This is a genomic window from Bradyrhizobium sp. (assembly GCF_049586575.1).
Classification (GTDB): Bacteria; Pseudomonadota; Alphaproteobacteria; order Rhizobiales; family Xanthobacteraceae; genus Bradyrhizobium.
Genome location: NZ_JBAVCF010000776.1, coordinates 1 through 15,506, shown reverse-complemented (window position 1 = coordinate 15,506; position 15,506 = coordinate 1). Strand labels below are relative to the sequence as shown.

Annotated in this window: 15 protein-coding genes; 9 read left to right on the top strand and 6 right to left on the bottom strand. The window is 60.6% G+C overall.

Features of this window, described 5'->3' with window-relative positions:
- The coding region (locus WB528_RS27845) for a TonB-dependent receptor (protein WP_423892561.1) at positions 1 to 2,167 on the top strand (2,167 nt) is incomplete at its 5' end.
- 62 nt (positions 2,168 to 2,229) lie between these two features.
- Here WB528_RS27845 and WB528_RS27840 read toward each other — a convergent pair.
- The 3 genes from WB528_RS27840 to WB528_RS27830 all read right to left on the bottom strand — a co-directional run bounded on the left by WB528_RS27840 (position 2,230) and on the right by WB528_RS27830 (position 4,414).
- The gene (locus WB528_RS27840) at positions 2,230 to 2,742 is read right to left on the bottom strand and encodes a GNAT family N-acetyltransferase (protein ID WP_423892560.1); all 513 of its coding nucleotides are present in this window, start codon (positions 2,740 to 2,742) and stop codon (positions 2,230 to 2,232) included.
- Between the two features lie 99 nt (positions 2,743 to 2,841).
- Positions 2,842 to 3,822: a glycosyltransferase family 2 protein gene (locus WB528_RS27835; RefSeq protein WP_423892566.1), complete on the bottom strand. Its 981-nt coding sequence runs from the start codon at positions 3,820 to 3,822 to the stop codon at positions 2,842 to 2,844.
- Positions 3,823 to 3,943: 121 nt separating this feature from the next.
- Entirely contained in the window at positions 3,944 to 4,414 is a 471-nt protein-coding gene (locus WB528_RS27830; protein WP_423892558.1) for an NUDIX domain-containing protein, read from the bottom strand.
- 153 nt (positions 4,415 to 4,567) lie between these two features.
- On the opposite strand from WB528_RS27830, the gene WB528_RS27825 reads away from it, so the two are divergent.
- Positions 4,568 to 5,464 (top strand): metallophosphoesterase family protein, encoded by an 897-nt coding sequence (locus WB528_RS27825; protein WP_423892555.1) that lies wholly within the window; start codon positions 4,568 to 4,570, stop codon positions 5,462 to 5,464.
- Positions 5,465 to 5,608: 144 nt separating this feature from the next.
- Here the strand turns inward: WB528_RS27825 and WB528_RS27820 are convergent, their stop codons facing one another.
- From WB528_RS27820 to WB528_RS27810, 3 genes are all read right to left on the bottom strand, one after another.
- Positions 5,609 to 6,169: a hypothetical protein gene (locus WB528_RS27820; RefSeq protein ID WP_423892553.1), complete on the bottom strand. Its 561-nt coding sequence runs from the start codon at positions 6,167 to 6,169 to the stop codon at positions 5,609 to 5,611.
- A gap of 178 nt (positions 6,170 to 6,347) precedes the next feature.
- Complete coding sequence (locus WB528_RS27815) at positions 6,348 to 6,557, bottom strand: DUF4170 domain-containing protein (RefSeq protein ID WP_422252703.1); 210 nt, start codon at positions 6,555 to 6,557, stop codon at positions 6,348 to 6,350.
- Between the two features lie 71 nt (positions 6,558 to 6,628).
- A complete protein-coding gene (locus tag WB528_RS27810; protein WP_423892551.1) occupies positions 6,629 to 8,266 on the bottom strand; it encodes an isocitrate lyase in 1,638 nt (545 codons plus the stop codon).
- 283 nt (positions 8,267 to 8,549) lie between these two features.
- On the opposite strand from WB528_RS27810, the gene WB528_RS27805 reads away from it, so the two are divergent.
- The 7 genes from WB528_RS27805 (at position 8,550) to WB528_RS27775 (ending at position 15,348) form a co-directional block, all read left to right on the top strand.
- Positions 8,550 to 9,995 (top strand): helix-turn-helix domain-containing protein, encoded by a 1,446-nt coding sequence (locus WB528_RS27805; RefSeq protein WP_423892549.1) that lies wholly within the window; start codon positions 8,550 to 8,552, stop codon positions 9,993 to 9,995.
- A gap of 116 nt (positions 9,996 to 10,111) precedes the next feature.
- Positions 10,112 to 11,326, top strand: a complete 1,215-nt coding sequence (sbmA, locus tag WB528_RS27800) for a peptide antibiotic transporter SbmA (protein WP_423892548.1) — start codon at positions 10,112 to 10,114, stop codon at positions 11,324 to 11,326.
- 27 nt (positions 11,327 to 11,353) lie between these two features.
- The gene (locus WB528_RS27795; RefSeq protein WP_423892546.1) at positions 11,354 to 11,608 is read left to right on the top strand and encodes a hypothetical protein; all 255 of its coding nucleotides are present in this window, start codon (positions 11,354 to 11,356) and stop codon (positions 11,606 to 11,608) included.
- Positions 11,609 to 11,721: 113 nt separating this feature from the next.
- Positions 11,722 to 11,988, top strand: coding sequence for a hypothetical protein (locus WB528_RS27790; RefSeq protein WP_423892545.1), 267 nt, complete (start codon positions 11,722 to 11,724; stop codon positions 11,986 to 11,988).
- Positions 11,989 to 12,168: 180 nt separating this feature from the next.
- Complete coding sequence (locus WB528_RS27785; RefSeq protein ID WP_423892563.1) at positions 12,169 to 13,437, top strand: lytic murein transglycosylase; 1,269 nt, start codon at positions 12,169 to 12,171, stop codon at positions 13,435 to 13,437.
- 104 nt (positions 13,438 to 13,541) lie between these two features.
- Positions 13,542 to 14,045 carry a DUF1993 domain-containing protein gene (locus tag WB528_RS27780; RefSeq protein ID WP_423892544.1) on the top strand — a complete coding sequence of 168 codons (504 nt, stop codon included), beginning with the start codon at positions 13,542 to 13,544 and terminating at the stop codon, positions 14,043 to 14,045.
- A gap of 205 nt (positions 14,046 to 14,250) precedes the next feature.
- Positions 14,251 to 15,348 carry an alkene reductase gene (locus WB528_RS27775; RefSeq protein WP_423892543.1) on the top strand — a complete coding sequence of 366 codons (1,098 nt, stop codon included), beginning with the start codon at positions 14,251 to 14,253 and terminating at the stop codon, positions 15,346 to 15,348.
- Positions 15,349 to 15,506: the final 158 nt, after the last annotated feature.

Genomic DNA, 15,506 nt, shown 5'->3' with positions numbered 1-15,506 from the left:
CTTTACGACCGTCGGCACCACCTCCAACCAGATCGGCCACGACACGATCCAGGATCTGCCGCAAGGCGCCAATCAGTCGGTGGAACAAGTGCTGCTGCAGGCCCCCGGCGTCTCGCAGGATTCGGCGGCCAGCGGCTCGCTTCATGTCCGCAACGACCACGCCAACCTCCAATACCGGATCAACGGAGTGCTGTTGCCGGACGGCGTCACCGGCTTCGGCAGCATCTTCGATACCAGTTTCATCGGTAGCCTGTCGCTGGTTACCGGCGCGCTGCCTGCCGAGTACGGACTGCGCACCACCGGCCTTGTCGACATCACGACCCGCACCGACCTTTTCAACAACACTGGCACCATCAGCATGTATGGCGGCAGCCACGGAGCCATCCAGCCGAGCATCGAATATGGCGGCACGTTCGGCAGCACGTGCCCGACAACCGCGACGACCACGACCGGCTACGTCAAGGCTCAGGCCTCCGCCACCGATTGTTTTGCCGGTGTCCAGTACTACTTCACCGGCCGCTATCTTCAGAACACGGTGGGAATTGAAAACCCGACGCCCGCCTACAATGCGATTCACGATTTCTCGCAGCAGGACAGAGGCTTCGCCTATATGTCGGCTTTCGTGGACCCAACCACGCGAATCAGCCTGATCGCCGGAACGGCGTACAACAATTTTCAGATTCCCAACGTTCCCGGTGCGCCGACCGGGCAGAGCGCAACGCCGGTCACGAACGCATTCGGTACGACCAGCTTCAATTCGGCGGCGCTCAATGAAAACCAGGTCGAGAAGACCGGGTTCAGCGTGCTGTCGGTCCAGAAATCGGTCGACGGATTCGACGGGCAGCTGTCCTATTTCACCCGTTACAACGAACTGCGCTTCACGCCGGATCCAATCGGCGATCTCCTGATCAACGGCATTGCGTCGGATGTCGGCCGCATCTCCTACACCAACGGCATTGCGGGCGACGGCTCTTACAAGCTCAGCGATTCGCATACTCTGCGTGCCGGCTTCTCTGTCAGTGGCGAGCAGGCGTCCGTCAGCAATACGTCGCTGGCCGAGCCCTGCACGCTGTGCGACGGCTCCGACAACGGCGCACCGATCGGCATCACCGACAACGTCTCCAAATTGGGATGGCTGGCGGGCGTCTATGTTCAGGACGAGTGGAAACTGACCAATCAGCTTACCATGAACTATGGCTTGCGATTCGATCAGATGGATCAGTTCGTCAGCGCCAACCAGCTCAGCCCGCGGTTGAGCTTCACCTACAAGCCGTACGAGAACACGACGTTCCACGCCGGCTATGCTCGCTACTTCACCCCGCCGGTTCTGGTGGAAGCAGCACCCGCCAATATCAGTCTGTTCAACGGCACCACAGGCCAATTGTCCGGCCAAAGCGATCCGGTGTTGCCGGAGCGCTCGCACTATTTCGACGCCGGCGTCGACCAGACATTCAAATTCGGATGCGGCTCAGACGGGAAAGGCTGTTCGAGTCTCGATCTCGGCGTCGATGCCTATTACAAGATCGCGACTGACTTGATTGACAACGGCCTGTTCGGCCAGGCCCTGGTGCTGAGCGCCTTCAACTACGCCCGCGGATACAATGAAGGCATTGAGTTCAAGGCGAAATACACGACCGGCAACTTTCAGCTCTATGGCAATCTCTCGGTGGCCCAGCAGCGAGCGAGCGACCCGGCGTCGAACCAATATCTATTCGACAACACCACGCCGCTTGCGGACCTCGGCGACTTGACCGCGCTTCAATACGCGCAGACGCACTTTCTCTATACCGATCACAACCAGTTCGTCACCGCCTCGGCCGGCGCGCTCTATCAGTTCTGCGGCAGGACGGCTACGGCGGCAGAAGCATTCGGCGACAACGGATTTTCGTGGTGCGGCGTCAAGCTGAGTGCCGACATGATCTACGGAAGCGGCTTGCGCAACGGCGACGACAATATCTCCTCGCTGCCGGGTTACACGCAGGTCAATATCGGCATCAAGCGCGAATTCCTGCTGCCGAACGATCCAAAGCCGATGACCATCCGCTTCGACGTTGTTAACCTGTTCGACAATATCTACGAAATCAGGGATGGAAGCGGCATCGGCGTGTTCGCCCCGCAATTCGGACCGCGCCGCGGTTTCTTCCTCGGCATTTCAAAAAAGATATGAGACGCGCGATGGCAGGATTGATTGTGAGATTTCGATCCTCCGGCCTCCTCCGATCGAAACTTCTATTGTGCGAAGTCCCAATCCGGGCGGATGGCGCCGGAGACATCTTTGAATGCGCCATCGACGAGTTCGGCGACCAGCAAACGATTATAGTCGACCGGCCCGGGCATGGTTGCCCGGCCAGCCGGCACGACCTTGAAACCGACACGGCTATAATAGGCCTCGTCACCGACAAGCAGCACCAAGCGGTGCCCCTTGGCCTTGGTGTCGCGAAGCGCGCGTTCGAGCAGCGCACGCCCGACCCCACGGCTGCGAAACGGCGGCTCGACGGTGAGCGGACCCAGCAGCAAGGCCTTCGCGCTTCCAACGACCACCGGCAACTGACGTACCGAGCCCACCAGCAGCGTCCCTATCCGGGCAGTGTATGACAGATCGAGCACGTGATCGACGTGCTCTCGGATCCGGTAAGCGCTGAGGACGAAACGGCCAGGCCCGAACGTGCGCTCATGCAGGCGCTCGATCGCCTGCGCGTCGTTGACGGTTTCGGCCAGAATGGTGAGAGAGAGATCGCTCATGATCGCGAGATAGCATCTCGTGCGGCGAATTTGAAGTTCCTATCGGTGTCGCGGCAAGCTATTGATAGAAACGTCAAATTCAAAAGGCACACTCGCCGGTCAATCCTTGGCGACCGGGGCCTGGGACAGATAGGCGAGCAGTTTCATCTCGCGGCGCCCGCGCGTCACCGTATCGAGCACCAAACCCGACGAGACCGAGAGCACGGCCAGGATCATCAGGCCCATCGACAGGACTGCGGTCGGCAACCGGGGAACGATGCCTTCGTCGAGATAGGTGACGAAAACCGGGAACGCGAGGCCGACCGAGACCAGAGTCAGAAACGCGCCGATCGCCGTAAAAAAGCGCAGCGGCTTTTCCGAGCGATAAAGCTTCAGGATCGTATTGAGAATCCGCATGCCGTCGCGCCAGGTGTTGAGCTTGCTGACCGATCCCTCGGGGCGGGCGTAATACGGCGTTTCGATCTCGGCGACCGGAAGCGCGAGCTCAAGCGCATGAACGCTGAGCTCGGTCTCGATCTCGAAACCATCGGACAATACCGGGAAGGATTTGACGAAGCGGCGGGAAAATACCCGGTAGCCCGAAAGAATATCCTTGAAGGCCTCGCCGAACACCGCCGACAGAAAGCCGGTCAGGAGCCGGTTGCCGGTGCGATGGCCGAGCCGATAGGCGGCTTCCGCCTGATCGACGCGAAGGCCCACCACCATGTCGAGATGGTCCGACACCAGCGCATCGATCATGCGCGGCGCGCTTGCGGCATCGTAGGTCGCATCGCCATCGACGAGCACGTAAATGTCGGCATCGACATCGGCGAACATGCGGCGGACGACATGACCCTTGCCCTGGCGGCGTTCACTGCGCACGAAAGCGCCGGCTTCACGCGCGACCGCCACGGTGCGGTCCGATGAGTTGTTGTCGTAGATGAAAATTTCAGCCGACGGCAGCGCTTCGCGAAAATCGGCTATCACCGTTGCGACCGCAGCTTCCTCATTGAAGCACGGCACCAGCACGGCGATTCGCGGCTGCGCGGGCTGGACTTGCGTGAATTCGGATTTCGCAAATTCCGCCAGCGCCTCCGCCATGCCGGCCAGATCGCCGCGAGGCGTCGGCGGCCGTTTGGGTTCCGGTGCGGCGCTCATCAACTATTCCTTAACGATCGTTAGGGTTTGAGGCCCGATCATAAGGACGCATCGCTAACGTTCTCTAACGCCAGGTCCGAATTGGCGGCCTGTTTTCGATCGCTTCCGCTATCCGCAGCCGCGTCCCGGCGGTGGTTTCCGCCGGAAGGGCCCGCGTTTCGTAAAAGCCGCAATCGACGATCTCGCGGTTCGGCTCGGGCAGGCGATCCTGCCTGAACTGCCTTACAAGGTAGACCGCAACGTGGTCGCGTCGGGAAACGTGGCTGTTCAGATAGATGCCTAAAAGGGCGGGCTCGCCAACAAGCTCGATCCGCCCCTCCTCCGCCAATTCGCGCTGCAAGGCCTCGCGAAATGTCTCCCCCGTTTCCACGCCGCCGCCTGGCAAATGCCAGCCGCTGACATAGCTGTGCTTGACCAGAAAGACGCGATTTTCGCTATCGAGCACGACGGCGCGAACACCGAGCGTCATGCCGCGCACAAACCGCCAGTAAAGATGAAAGACCTGCCGCAGCGCCGGTTCAAACCTTGTTCGCATGCGCTGCAATGTCGCTGTCACGTCAAGCCCTGGAGTCGCGGTTGTTGCGTTTGATCCTTGCATCACGCGCACTGGCTTGCCAATACATTCGTCGAGCAAGGATGAGGTGACGATGTGGGCCTTTCGGAAGGGAAATGAAAGCGGGGGCCGGTGATGGCGGCCTTTACGCTTGCGCATCTATCCGACCCGCATTTGCCGCCGCTGCCGGCCCCGCGGCTTTCCGAACTCGCCGGCAAGCGGGCGCTCGGTTATCTCAACTGGACGCGCAACCGGCACCGTTTCCATCGGCGGGACGTGGTCGATGTGCTGATGTCCGACCTGCGGGCACAGGTGCCGGATCACATTGCGATCACCGGCGACCTCGTCAACCTGGCGTTAGAGACCGAGTTTGCACCGGCACTGGCCTGGCTCGAAAGTGTCGGACCGCCGGAACGGGTCACCGTCGTTCCCGGCAATCACGACGCCTATGTTCGCGCGACAAGTCACCGCTTTGCTGAGGCATGGGGAAGCTATCTCGCCGGCGACGAGGTACGTAGTCAGGACGACGATATCTTTCCGGCGCTGCGCCGCCGCGGCGCGCTGGCCCTGATCAGCGTATCCTCGGCGGTGCCAACGCCGCCGTTGATGGCGACGGGATGGCTCGGACGAAGCCAGATGGATGCGCTTGAGCCCATGCTCGCCACCCTTGCCTCCGAGCCAGCGTTTCGCGTCCTGCTGATTCATCATCCGCTCCGCTCCCGCGCGCGCGCCAAGCGCCTGACCGATTCATCTGAATTGCTTGCGCTTCTAAAGCAGTATGGCGTGGAACTGGTGCTGCATGGGCACGATCACGTTCATTCCACGACGTGGGTCGAGGGGCCGAACGGATCGTCGATTCCTGTGGTGGGCGTGCCCTCTGCATCCGCGGTCGCGCATGGTCAATATCCCGATGCGGCCTACAACCTGTTTTCGATCTCACGAGATGGCGACGGCTGGCGCTGCCAGCAAATGGTGCGCGGAATCAACCAAGCCCGTCAGGTTCGGGAAATCAGACGCGTTCTGCTGACGTAGAGCCTGTTCGGTTTTGATTGGATCAAAACCGGGCTCTAATCTCTTGTTGACGCGTTTTCTACCGCAGATAAGTCTACGCAATCTGCATAAACTTGATTGCTATGCGAACGGGTTCCACTTCGCTCGAAAACGCCCCAGCCTCGGCTAGAAACTGCTCAGGCTTGCGTACAGTGCCACGCCGAACAGCGCCACAGCACCGAGGAGAAAGCCGAGCGCGAACGGCCAAATCCGGCTGCGGCGGCGGGGCTCTTCAGACCGAACCGGCACGGCGACGGCGGAAGCTACCATCGCATGTTCGCGCTCCACCATGCGGCGCGCGACATAGTCCGTGACGGCATCGACGATCTCAGGCACGTCATGAGACTCCGCAAGCAGGATACGGCCGAAGCGGGTGTCCTGGACGAAGCGATAGGCGCGCTTGTCACGGCCCATCACAATGTGGGCGACCACATCGATCCATAGCCGCGGCGTCTCGCCCTGGCTGATGCCACGGTCGAACAAATCGACGCTGTCAGGAATTTGCGCAAACAGCGGATCCAGCGCTTCGCTCAGGATTTCGAGCCGGGCGACTTCCGCATCACGCAGATCCACGACGACACCGGTGCGATCGGCGGCCTCGATGCGCGCCTTGCGCAGCGCATCGCGCAATCGCGTCGGACGCACCTCGCCGGCTGCTTCGCTTTCGATGTTTTGTGCCTCTGCCATCGGCCTACTCGTCCCATCCTGATGCAATCTAAAATACCGTTAACCTATCAGTAACCGAGCGGTCCGCAAAGGTCGTTTATTCACAGGGACTTACACGGGACACCCGTGGCCAAACGGCAACGGCCCCCTGCATGGGGGATGCAGAGGGCCGCGGCCGTCCTTGAGCGTTTTCGATCGATCAAGCCACCACGCGTGCCGGCTCCTCCACAATCGAAAAGCGCACGCCGGCCTTATGACGACTCTCCTCCGAGACCTCGCGCCAGCAGCTTTCAGCATCGGCGCGCGTCTTGAAGGGGCCTTTGACCTGCGCCGAGCCTTCCACCAGCTTGTGAAAGTTCATCGAGCCGAACTCGCCACCGATTACCCAGAAATTGCTGCCATGTGTCATTGTCAGTCTCCTGTTGCTGTTGCGCGACCAGTCTGGAATTGGACCAGACTCCAGACTGATCAACTTAACCGTTAGCCGAACTGGTTCATCGTGTTATGGACGCCACCCGCCTTCAGGGCAGCTTCGCCGGCGAAGTACTCCTTGTGATCGTCGCCGATGTTGGAGCCGGCCATGTTCTGATGTTTCACGCAGGCGATGCCCTGACGGATCTCGGCGCGCTGGACGTTCTTCACATAGCCGAGCATGCCCTGCTCGCCGAAATATTCCCTCGCCAGATTGTCCGTCGAGAGCGCCGCCGTGTGATAGGTCGGCAACGTGATCAGATGGTGGAAGATGCCGGCGCGCTTCGCTGAGTCGGCCTGGAAGGTGCGGATACGCTCGTCGGCTTCCTTCGCCAGCGGCGTGTCGTCGTATTCCGCCTTCATCAGCTCGGCACGATTGTAATTGCTGACGTCTTGGCCTGCTTCCTTCATCGCATCGTAGACCTGCCAACGGAAGTTCAGCGTCCAGTTGAAAGACGGCGAGTTGTTGTAGGCCAGCTTCGCGTTCGGGACCGCCTTGCGGATCCGATCGACCATCCTGGCGATCTGCTCGATATGTGGCTTCTCGGTTTCGATCCACAGCAGGTCTGCGCCGTTCTGCAGCGAGGTAACGCAGTCCAGCACGCAGCGATCTTCGCCGGTGCCCGGGCGGAACTGATAGAGATTGCTGGGCAACCGCTTCGGACGCATCATCTTGCCGTGCCGGTTGATGAGAACGTCACCGTTCCGGGCATTCTCCGCCGTCACTTCCTCGCAGTCGAGGAAGCTGTTGTACTGGTCGCCGATGTCCCCGGGCTTGTGGCTCACGGCGATCTGCTGCGTCAGTCCGGCGCCGAGCGAGTCGGTGCGGGTCACGACGACGCCGTCTTCGACGCCGAGTTCGAGGAACGCGTGGCGGCAGGCACGAATCTTCGCAAGGAAGACGTCGTGCGGCACGGTCACCTTGCCGTCCTGGTGTCCGCACTGCTTTTCGTCCGAGACCTGGTTTTCGATCTGGAGAGCACAGGCGCCCGCTTCGATCATCTTCTTGGCGAGCAGATAGGTCGCTTCCGCGTTGCCGAAGCCGGCATCGATGTCGGCGATAACGGGGACGACATGGGTCTGGAAGTTGTCGATCTTCTCGATCAACGCCTTCTCCTTCGCCTTGTCGCCTTCCTTGCGGGCGGCATCGAGCGCTCGGAAGATATCGTTCAGCTCGCGCGAGTCGGCCTGACGCAAGAAGGTATAGAGTTCTTCGATCAGAGCCGGCACCGAGGTCTTCTCGTGCATCGACTGGTCAGGCAGCGGTCCGAACTCGGAGCGGAGCGCCGCGATCATCCAGCCGGACAGGTACAGGTAGCGGCGATCAGTCGTGCCGAAATGCTTCTTGACCGAGATCAGCTTCTGCTGGGCGATGAAGCCATGCCAGCAGCCAAGCGACTGGGTGTACTTGGTGGGGTCGCCGTCATAGGCGGCCATGTCGGCCCGCATCAGCGCTGCGGTATAGCGCGCGATGTCGAGGCCGGTCTTGAAGCGGTTCTGCAGGCGCATGCGCGCGACGGCCTCAGCCTTCACCCCGTTCCAGGTCGGCTTGGTGTCAAGGAGCGCTTGGGCCGCCTCGATCTCACTCTGATACGAAGCCGGACCCTGGAGCGCCTGATCACCGATCCCACGTGGCTGGTAGTTCATGTTCGTAATCCTTTCGGTGGCGACGGACCTGCAGCATGGCCTCACCATTCTCGACATTCTTGACAGTGCATCGCAAAATGCGTGACAGGAGATAAACGCGAGACTCGCTGTTTCGTAAATACAGCTTGATTTTAAATGGTGATGTCATGTAACATTTATACTTGTAGTATTAGTTATTTTGTAATTCTTGTCACAAAACGGCAAGTCAAACCGCCAATTATTTGTAAAACCCATACCAAGCGGCCGGGTTTAGCCGGAACCGGGCCGCTGTCAGGACAACGCCATGCCAGCAGATTCCGGAAAGAAGCTGTTCGTCGGGCCCCGCTTTCGCCGTATCCGCCAGCAACTGGGGCTGTCGCAGACCCAGATCGCCGAAGGCCTTGGTATCTCGCCCTCCTACATCAACCTGATCGAGCGCAATCAGCGCCCGGTGACGGCGCAGATCCTGCTTCGTCTCGCGGAGGCCTATGATCTCGACCTGCGCGACCTCGCCAGCGCCGACGAGGACCGCTTCTTCGCCGAACTGAACGAGATCTTTTCCGATCCCCTGTTCCGGCAGATCGATCTGCCGAAGCAGGAACTGCGCGACCTCGCCGAACTCTGCCCCGGCGTCACGCACGCGCTGCAACGGCTGTATGCCGCCTATACCGAGGCCCGCCGCGGCGAAACCATGGTGGCGGCGCAAATGGCCGACCGCGACGAAGGCGCGCGGTTTGAGGCCAACCCGATCGAGCGCGTGCGCGATTTGATCGAGGCCAATCGCAACTATTTTCCCGAGCTCGAGACGGCGGCGGAAAACCTGCGCGACGAATTGAATGTGCCCGCGGAAGAACTGTTTGCCGCGCTCTCGGAGCGCTTGCGCGAGAAGCATTCGATTCTGACCCGCATCATGCCGGTCGATGTGATGCGCGAGACGCTTCGCCGTTTCGACCGGCATCGCCGGCAGCTTCTGATCTCCGAATTGGTGGACAGCCCCGGCCGCGCGTTTCAGCTCGCCTTTCAGATCGGGCTGACCGAGTGCACAAGCGCGATCGAGACCATCGTCGGCCGCGCCGGACCGCTGGACGATACCCCGCGAAGACTCTATCGGATCACGCTTGCGAATTATTTCGCGGCGGCGGCGATGATGCCCTACCAGACGTTTCAGACCGCCGCCGAAGGGCTCGGCTATGACCTCAACATCCTGTCGCAGCGTTTCAATGCCGGCTTCGAGCAGGTCTGCCATCGCCTGACCACGTTGCAGCGGCCCAATGTGCGCGGCGTGCCCTTCTTCATGCTGCGTGTCGACAATGCCGGTAACGTCTCCAAGCGGTTTTCCTCCGGCACCTTCCCGTTCTCGAAATTCGGCGGCACCTGTCCGCTATGGAACGTGCATTCCACTTTCGACACGCCGGATCGCCTGCTGAGCCAGGTGATCGAATTGCCGGACGGCACACGCTATTTCTCGATCGCGCAAGTGGTGCGCCGTCCGGCAGCGCCACATGCGCAGCCGCAGCCGCGCTTTGCGATCGGATTGGGCTGCGAAATCCGCCACGCCTCCAAGCTTGTCTATGCCAGCGGGCTCAATCTGGAAACGTCGGAAGGCACGCCGATCGGCGTCAATTGCCGGCTCTGCGAGCGCGAGAATTGCAGCCAGCGCGCCGAGCCGCCAATCACGCGAACGCTGATCCTCGACGAAAACACGCGGCGGATGTCGTCGTTTGCGTTCTCCAACGCGCGAGAATTGTGAGTAGTACCGGCAAGCCTCGCATTGACGCAAAAATAGCGGCGGTTGGCTTATCCGCCTGAGCCGCTATGGTGTCCTGAATCTCCGCCCGTCCAGCCCCCCGAAAATGGATACCCCGAATGTTCGTTTCGTTCTTCCCTCGCCCCAAGATGTTCTTCTGGTCGGCGCTGATCTGGACCGCGTTGTCGATGGCGGTGTGGTACGGCTTTGCGGACGGGCTGGTCGCGCCGTCGAACACCATCGGCGTATCGCTGTTCTGGTCTGCGTCGCAGCTTTGGTTCGACCTCTATTTTTTCATTGCCGTTGCGATCTTTGCCGGCTTCTGGATGGTGTTCTCGCCGCATCCGTGGGCCATCTGGTCGATCCTGGGGTCGGCTTTGATCCTGTTCACGTCTTACTTCCAGGTCCAGGTTAGCGTCGCCATCAACAGCTGGTATGGGCCATTCTACGATCTCCTGCAGGCCGCCCTTTCAAAATCGAGAACGGTAACCGCCGAGGAGTTCTACAGCTCATTGTCAATCTTTGCCGGTATTGCGTTTGTTGCGGTCGTGGTCGGCGTGCTGACGCGATTTTTCATCAGCCATTACATCTTCCGCTGGCGTACCGCGATGAACGATTACTATGTCGCCAACTGGCCGCGCCTGCGCACCATCGAAGGCGCATCGCAGCGCGTGCAGGAAGACACCATGCGATTTGCAACCACGACGGAGGGTTTGGGTGTCAACTTGATCAGCGCCGTGTTGACGCTAATAGCATTCCTGCCTGTGCTGTTGCGGCTGTCAAGCAACATCACCGAGCTGCCTCTGATTGGCTCAATCGGCTATCCACTCGTTATCGCAGCAATAATCTGGTCAATTATCGGTACCGGCGGACTCGCCTTGATCGGCATTCGCTTGCCTGGCATCGAGTTTCATAACCAGCGCGTCGAAGCGGCTTACCGCAAGGAGTTGGTGCTGGGCGAGGACGACCCTACCCGAGCTGACCCGCAGACGCTGGCGATGCTTTTCGCGGACATTCGTCGAAATTATTTCCGCCTTTACCTGAACTTCCTGTATTTCAATGTCGGCCGCATCGTCTATTTGCAGACCGACGTTGTCTTTCCTTACATCTTACTGATACCCACTGTCGTTGCCGGTAAGCTTACGCTGGGCCCGTTCCAGCAAATCCTGAACGCGTTTACCCAGGTGCGGCAGTCGTTCCAATATCTGATCAACTCCTGGAGCACGATCGTCGAGTTGATCTCGATCTATCAACGGCTGCGCGGCTTCGAAGCCAAGATCCACGGCGACCCGCTGCCGCCGATCGAGTCGGAGGCGGAACCACAATCGTTGTGAACGATTGGTTCGGGAAAGGAGAATCCGATGAAATTACCGATTCTTGCAGGCGCAATAGTGCTTGTTCTCGCCGCCGGAACGACGACGTCAGCGACGGCTTCCGACCATCGCGGCGCAAGCGGGCATCACAGCCACCGCCTCGTCCGCGCTTATTACGGCGACCGCGATGCCGGGCCCAGTTACGGCGGACGCTATTACAGCCTTGGTCCGTTAGGTTTCACCTCGGTACCGCCGGGCAGCTATTCCGGCTACGGCACGCCCATCGACGCCTGGTCGCGGTAGGCGGCGCGAAGCCGCAACCTGTTATTTTAGGCGATATTCCGCGTTCCTGTGGCAATGGCGCGGATGCACGGCTGTTGGCTCAACAGTGACTTCAAGATGTTGAGGAGGTTCTGATGAGAAAGCGAATTCTTGCGGGCGCAATGGCGCTTGCACTCGCCACCGGGATGACGGCCAACGCGATGGCGTTTGACCATGATGGCGGTTTCCACAGCGGACGTTTTGAGGGAGTCCGCGGATTTGGCGGCTGGCGTCATGGCGAATGGGGTAGCCGGCGGTTCTACCATCCGCACTACTATGGAACCCGACGGGGGCTGGCCGGCTTCGGAGCGGGCAGCTATTGCCCAGCCTTCAGCCGCTGCGGGGCAGGCCTGCCCAATTGAACGATCCGGTTGGATGATCCACCATGTTTGGGTTTTGGGCTGTCATGTTTGGCAGCCCTTTTTTCGGCGCGGCGGCACAAAAAGGATGCTAGTGGAAGTTCCTTCGGGGGAAATTCAGCAGGTTATGTGATGCGGCTAACAATGAAACTCCGGGCGCTGCCTGGCGCGATCGGACTTGCGATGCTCGCAAGCACCGCGTGGGCGCAATCCGCGGCGCCGGGATTTCCCGCGCCGGCGCGAACTGCCCGCGCGGTCGTTCCGCGTGCGGCCAGTTGCCATAACGGCGCGAGCTTCGATCGCTTCCTGGCGGAGTTGAAACAGCAGGCGCTTGCCGATGGCGTGTCGCAGCGAGCGATCAGCGAGGCCGCGCCCTATCTCGTTTACGACCAGGGCATCGTCAACCGCGATCGCGGCCAGCGCGTATTCGGCCAGGTGTTCACCGAATTTTCCGGCCGCATGGCCGCGCCCTACCGGATGCAGCAGGGCCAGGCGCATATCAGGACCTACGCGTCCGCCTTTGCGCGCGCCGAAAAGGAATATGGCGTGCCGCCTGCGGTGATCGCGGCGTTCTGGGGGCTTGAAAGCGATTTCGGCGCCAATATGGGCAACCTGCCGACGCTGCGCTCGCTGGTGTCGCTCGCCTATGATTGCCGGCGCTCGGAACGCTTCGCAGGCGAGACCATCGCCGCGCTGAAGATCGTCGACCGCGGCGATTTGACGCCCGAGGAGATGATCGGCTCGTGGGCCGGCGAACTCGGCCAGACGCAATTCCTGCCGACGCATTATTTCACCTATGCGGTGGACTACGGCGGCCACCGCAATCTCCTGAGCAGCCCGGAGGATGTGATCGGCTCGACGGCGAATTACATCGCCAACGGTTTGAAATGGCGGCGCGGCGAACCGTGGCTGCAGGAAGTAAGGGTGAGCGCGCCCGCCAATTTTCCGTGGGATCAGGCCGATCTCACCATCCGCCTGCCACGTTCGAAATGGGCGCAGCTTGGCGTCAGATATCCCGACGGAAGGCCCTTGCCCGACGATGACATGGCGGCTTCGCTGCTGTTGCCGATGGGCCGCGCGGGACCGGCATTTCTCGCCTACGCAAATTTCGCAGCCTATACCGAGTGGAATAATTCGCTGATCTATTCGACCACCGCAGGCTATCTCGCCACCCGCATCGCGGGCGCGCCACCGATGCAGCGGCCGACCGCGCATGTTGCGCAATTGCCTTTCAGCGAGTTGCGCGAACTGCAGCAGCTCCTGGTGCGCGCCGGCTACGACGTCGGCAAGGTCGATGGCGTGATGGGCCAGCAGAGCCGCAGCGCGGTGAAGGCGATGCAGATCAAATACGGCCTGCCGGCCGATTCCTGGCCGACAGCCGAATTGCTGGCGCGGATGCGCGGTCCCCGCGCCCAGCCTGCGACGGCAGCCGCGGCGCAGCCGGTCAGATAATATCCGAGCCGGTCATCGGGAGAGTTGTATTGTCCTACAACTCATCCCATCTGTAGCACACGCCGTTCGGCTGCAAAAATTCCACGCCACGAAAGAGCATCAAGATGTCCTTCTACGACGCCTCCGTTCCTGCCTTTCTCCAGATCCTCGGCAGTCTCTCCGGCATTCTCACCAAGGCGGAGGCGCACTGCGCCACCAAGAATATCCAACCGGAAGTATTGCTCGGCGCGCGGCTCTATCCGGACATGCTGCCGCTGTCGAAGCAAATCCAGCTCGCCTGCGATTTCGCCGGCAAGGGTTGCGCCCGGCTCGCCCATATCGATGTGCCGTCAACCCCGGACACCGAGAAGACATTTGAAGATTTGCGGCAGCGGCTGTCCAAGACCAGCGACTACCTGAAGAAATTCACGCATGCGCAATTCGAAGGCGCGGACAGCCGTGACGTCACTTTCCCGGCAGGTCCCGAGCGAACCCTGACGTTGAAGGGTCAGGAATTCCTCAATCGCTTTGTATTTCCGAATTTCTACTTCCACGCCGCGACCGCCCACGGCATTCTTCGTCACAACGGCGTCGAGATCGGCAAGCGGGATTTTCTGGGCGTCGCCTGAGCCGCAACCGACACGCAGACAACAAGTGGAGTTGAGCCTTCCAAAATAGGTCCCCGAATAGGATGATCCTTATCATCAGACGCCAATTTCGGGTAAATCATGCCGGCTTTCGATTTCGTGATGGCGACCGGCTTGCCACGGCCAGCCGGAATGCACACGTCGATAGCAGTCCCGCTTCCTTTCCTCCCTCGCCGAGATCACTGACATGAGCACGTCCAAACTCCTCGAACCGTTCAAGCTTGGCTCGATTACGCTTTCCAATCGCTTCGTAATGGCGCCCTTGACCCGTAACCGCGCCTTGGAGGGTCTCGTACCCAATCCCCTGGCGGTTGAATATTACGGACAGCGGGCCTCTGCAGGATTGCTGATCTCCGAGGCCACGCAGGTTTCACAGCAGGGACAGGGATATCAGGATACCCCCGGCATCTATTCCAGGGATCAGATCGCCGGATGGCGCAAAGTGACCGATCGTGTGCACGCGCAAGGCGGGCGCATCTTCCTTCAACTATGGCATGTCGGCCGCATCTCGCATACCTCGCTGCAACCGAACGGCGGCGCACCGGTGGCGCCGTCGGCGATCCGAGCCAATGGCAAGACCTTTGTAGGCGGCACTTTCGCGGACGTTTCAGAACCTCGCGCGCTCGAGCTGTCGGAAATTCCAGGCATCATTGACAGCTTCAAGAAGGGCGCGGCCAACGCGATTGCCGCCGGCTTCGATGGCGTCGAGATCCATGGCGCCAACGGCTATCTGCTGGATCAGTTCGCCAGGGACAGCACCAACAAGCGCACCGACGCCTATGGCGGCGGAATCGAAAACCGCGCCAAGCTGATGCTGGAGGTCACCAGGGCAGTGACATCCGAAGTCGGCGCGGAGCGCACCGGCATCCGCATCTCGCCGGTGACGCCGTCGAACGATATCTCCGATTCCAATCCGCAGCCGCTGTTCGATTACATCGTTGATCACCTCAACGCGTTGAAGCTGATCTATATCCACGTCATCGAGGGGGCGACCGGCGGCGCGCGCGATATCGCGCCGTTCGACTACCACTCGCTGCGCAATCGCTTCAAAGGCGCTTACATCGCCAACAACGGCTACAACCTCGAACTCGCGAACAAGGTGGTGACGGCCAACGAGGCGGACCTGATCGCGTTCGGCAAACTGTTCATCGCCAATCCCGATCTGGTCGAGCGTTTCAAGCGCGGCGCGCGGCTCAACACGCCTGACAAGGCGACCTTCTACGGCGGCGGGGCCAAGGGATATACGGACTACCCGGCGCTCGAGTCCGCTGGCGCAGCCGAGTGACGTCCGCGCGTCCGCAGTAGGTCCCTCGGAAGACGTAGTGCCGGACCCGGCTGGTGGCCGTTGCGAGATAGAACCCCTCCCTCTCACGTTGGCGTGAGGGGGAGGGAATGTTTGCTTCGGCGCGGGGTAACACCATCAAGCCTTGCAAGGTCTTATAT

Bases quoted from the DNA above. Each gene is read 5' to 3' on its own strand.
- WB528_RS27840 (WP_423892560.1), bottom strand. From the start codon at position 2,742: ATGAGCGATCTCTCTCTCACCATTCTGGCCGAAACCGTCAACGACGCG.
- WB528_RS27835 (WP_423892566.1), bottom strand. From the start codon at position 3,822: ATGGCGGAGGCGCTGGCGGAATTTGCGAAATCCGAATTCACGCAAGTC.
- WB528_RS27830 (WP_423892558.1), bottom strand. From the start codon at position 4,414: ATGCGAACAAGGTTTGAACCGGCGCTGCGGCAGGTCTTTCATCTTTAC.
- WB528_RS27825 (WP_423892555.1), top strand. From the start codon at position 4,568: ATGGCGGCCTTTACGCTTGCGCATCTATCCGACCCGCATTTGCCGCCG.
- WB528_RS27820 (WP_423892553.1), bottom strand. From the start codon at position 6,169: ATGGCAGAGGCACAAAACATCGAAAGCGAAGCAGCCGGCGAGGTGCGT.
- WB528_RS27815 (WP_422252703.1), bottom strand. From the start codon at position 6,557: ATGACACATGGCAGCAATTTCTGGGTAATCGGTGGCGAGTTCGGCTCG.
- WB528_RS27810 (WP_423892551.1), bottom strand. From the start codon at position 8,266: ATGAACTACCAGCCACGTGGGATCGGTGATCAGGCGCTCCAGGGTCCG.
- WB528_RS27805 (WP_423892549.1), top strand. From the start codon at position 8,550: ATGCCAGCAGATTCCGGAAAGAAGCTGTTCGTCGGGCCCCGCTTTCGC.
- sbmA (WP_423892548.1), top strand. From the start codon at position 10,112: ATGTTCGTTTCGTTCTTCCCTCGCCCCAAGATGTTCTTCTGGTCGGCG.
- WB528_RS27795 (WP_423892546.1), top strand. From the start codon at position 11,354: ATGAAATTACCGATTCTTGCAGGCGCAATAGTGCTTGTTCTCGCCGCC.
- WB528_RS27790 (WP_423892545.1), top strand. From the start codon at position 11,722: ATGAGAAAGCGAATTCTTGCGGGCGCAATGGCGCTTGCACTCGCCACC.
- WB528_RS27785 (WP_423892563.1), top strand. From the start codon at position 12,169: ATGCTCGCAAGCACCGCGTGGGCGCAATCCGCGGCGCCGGGATTTCCC.
- WB528_RS27780 (WP_423892544.1), top strand. From the start codon at position 13,542: ATGTCCTTCTACGACGCCTCCGTTCCTGCCTTTCTCCAGATCCTCGGC.
- WB528_RS27775 (WP_423892543.1), top strand. From the start codon at position 14,251: ATGAGCACGTCCAAACTCCTCGAACCGTTCAAGCTTGGCTCGATTACG.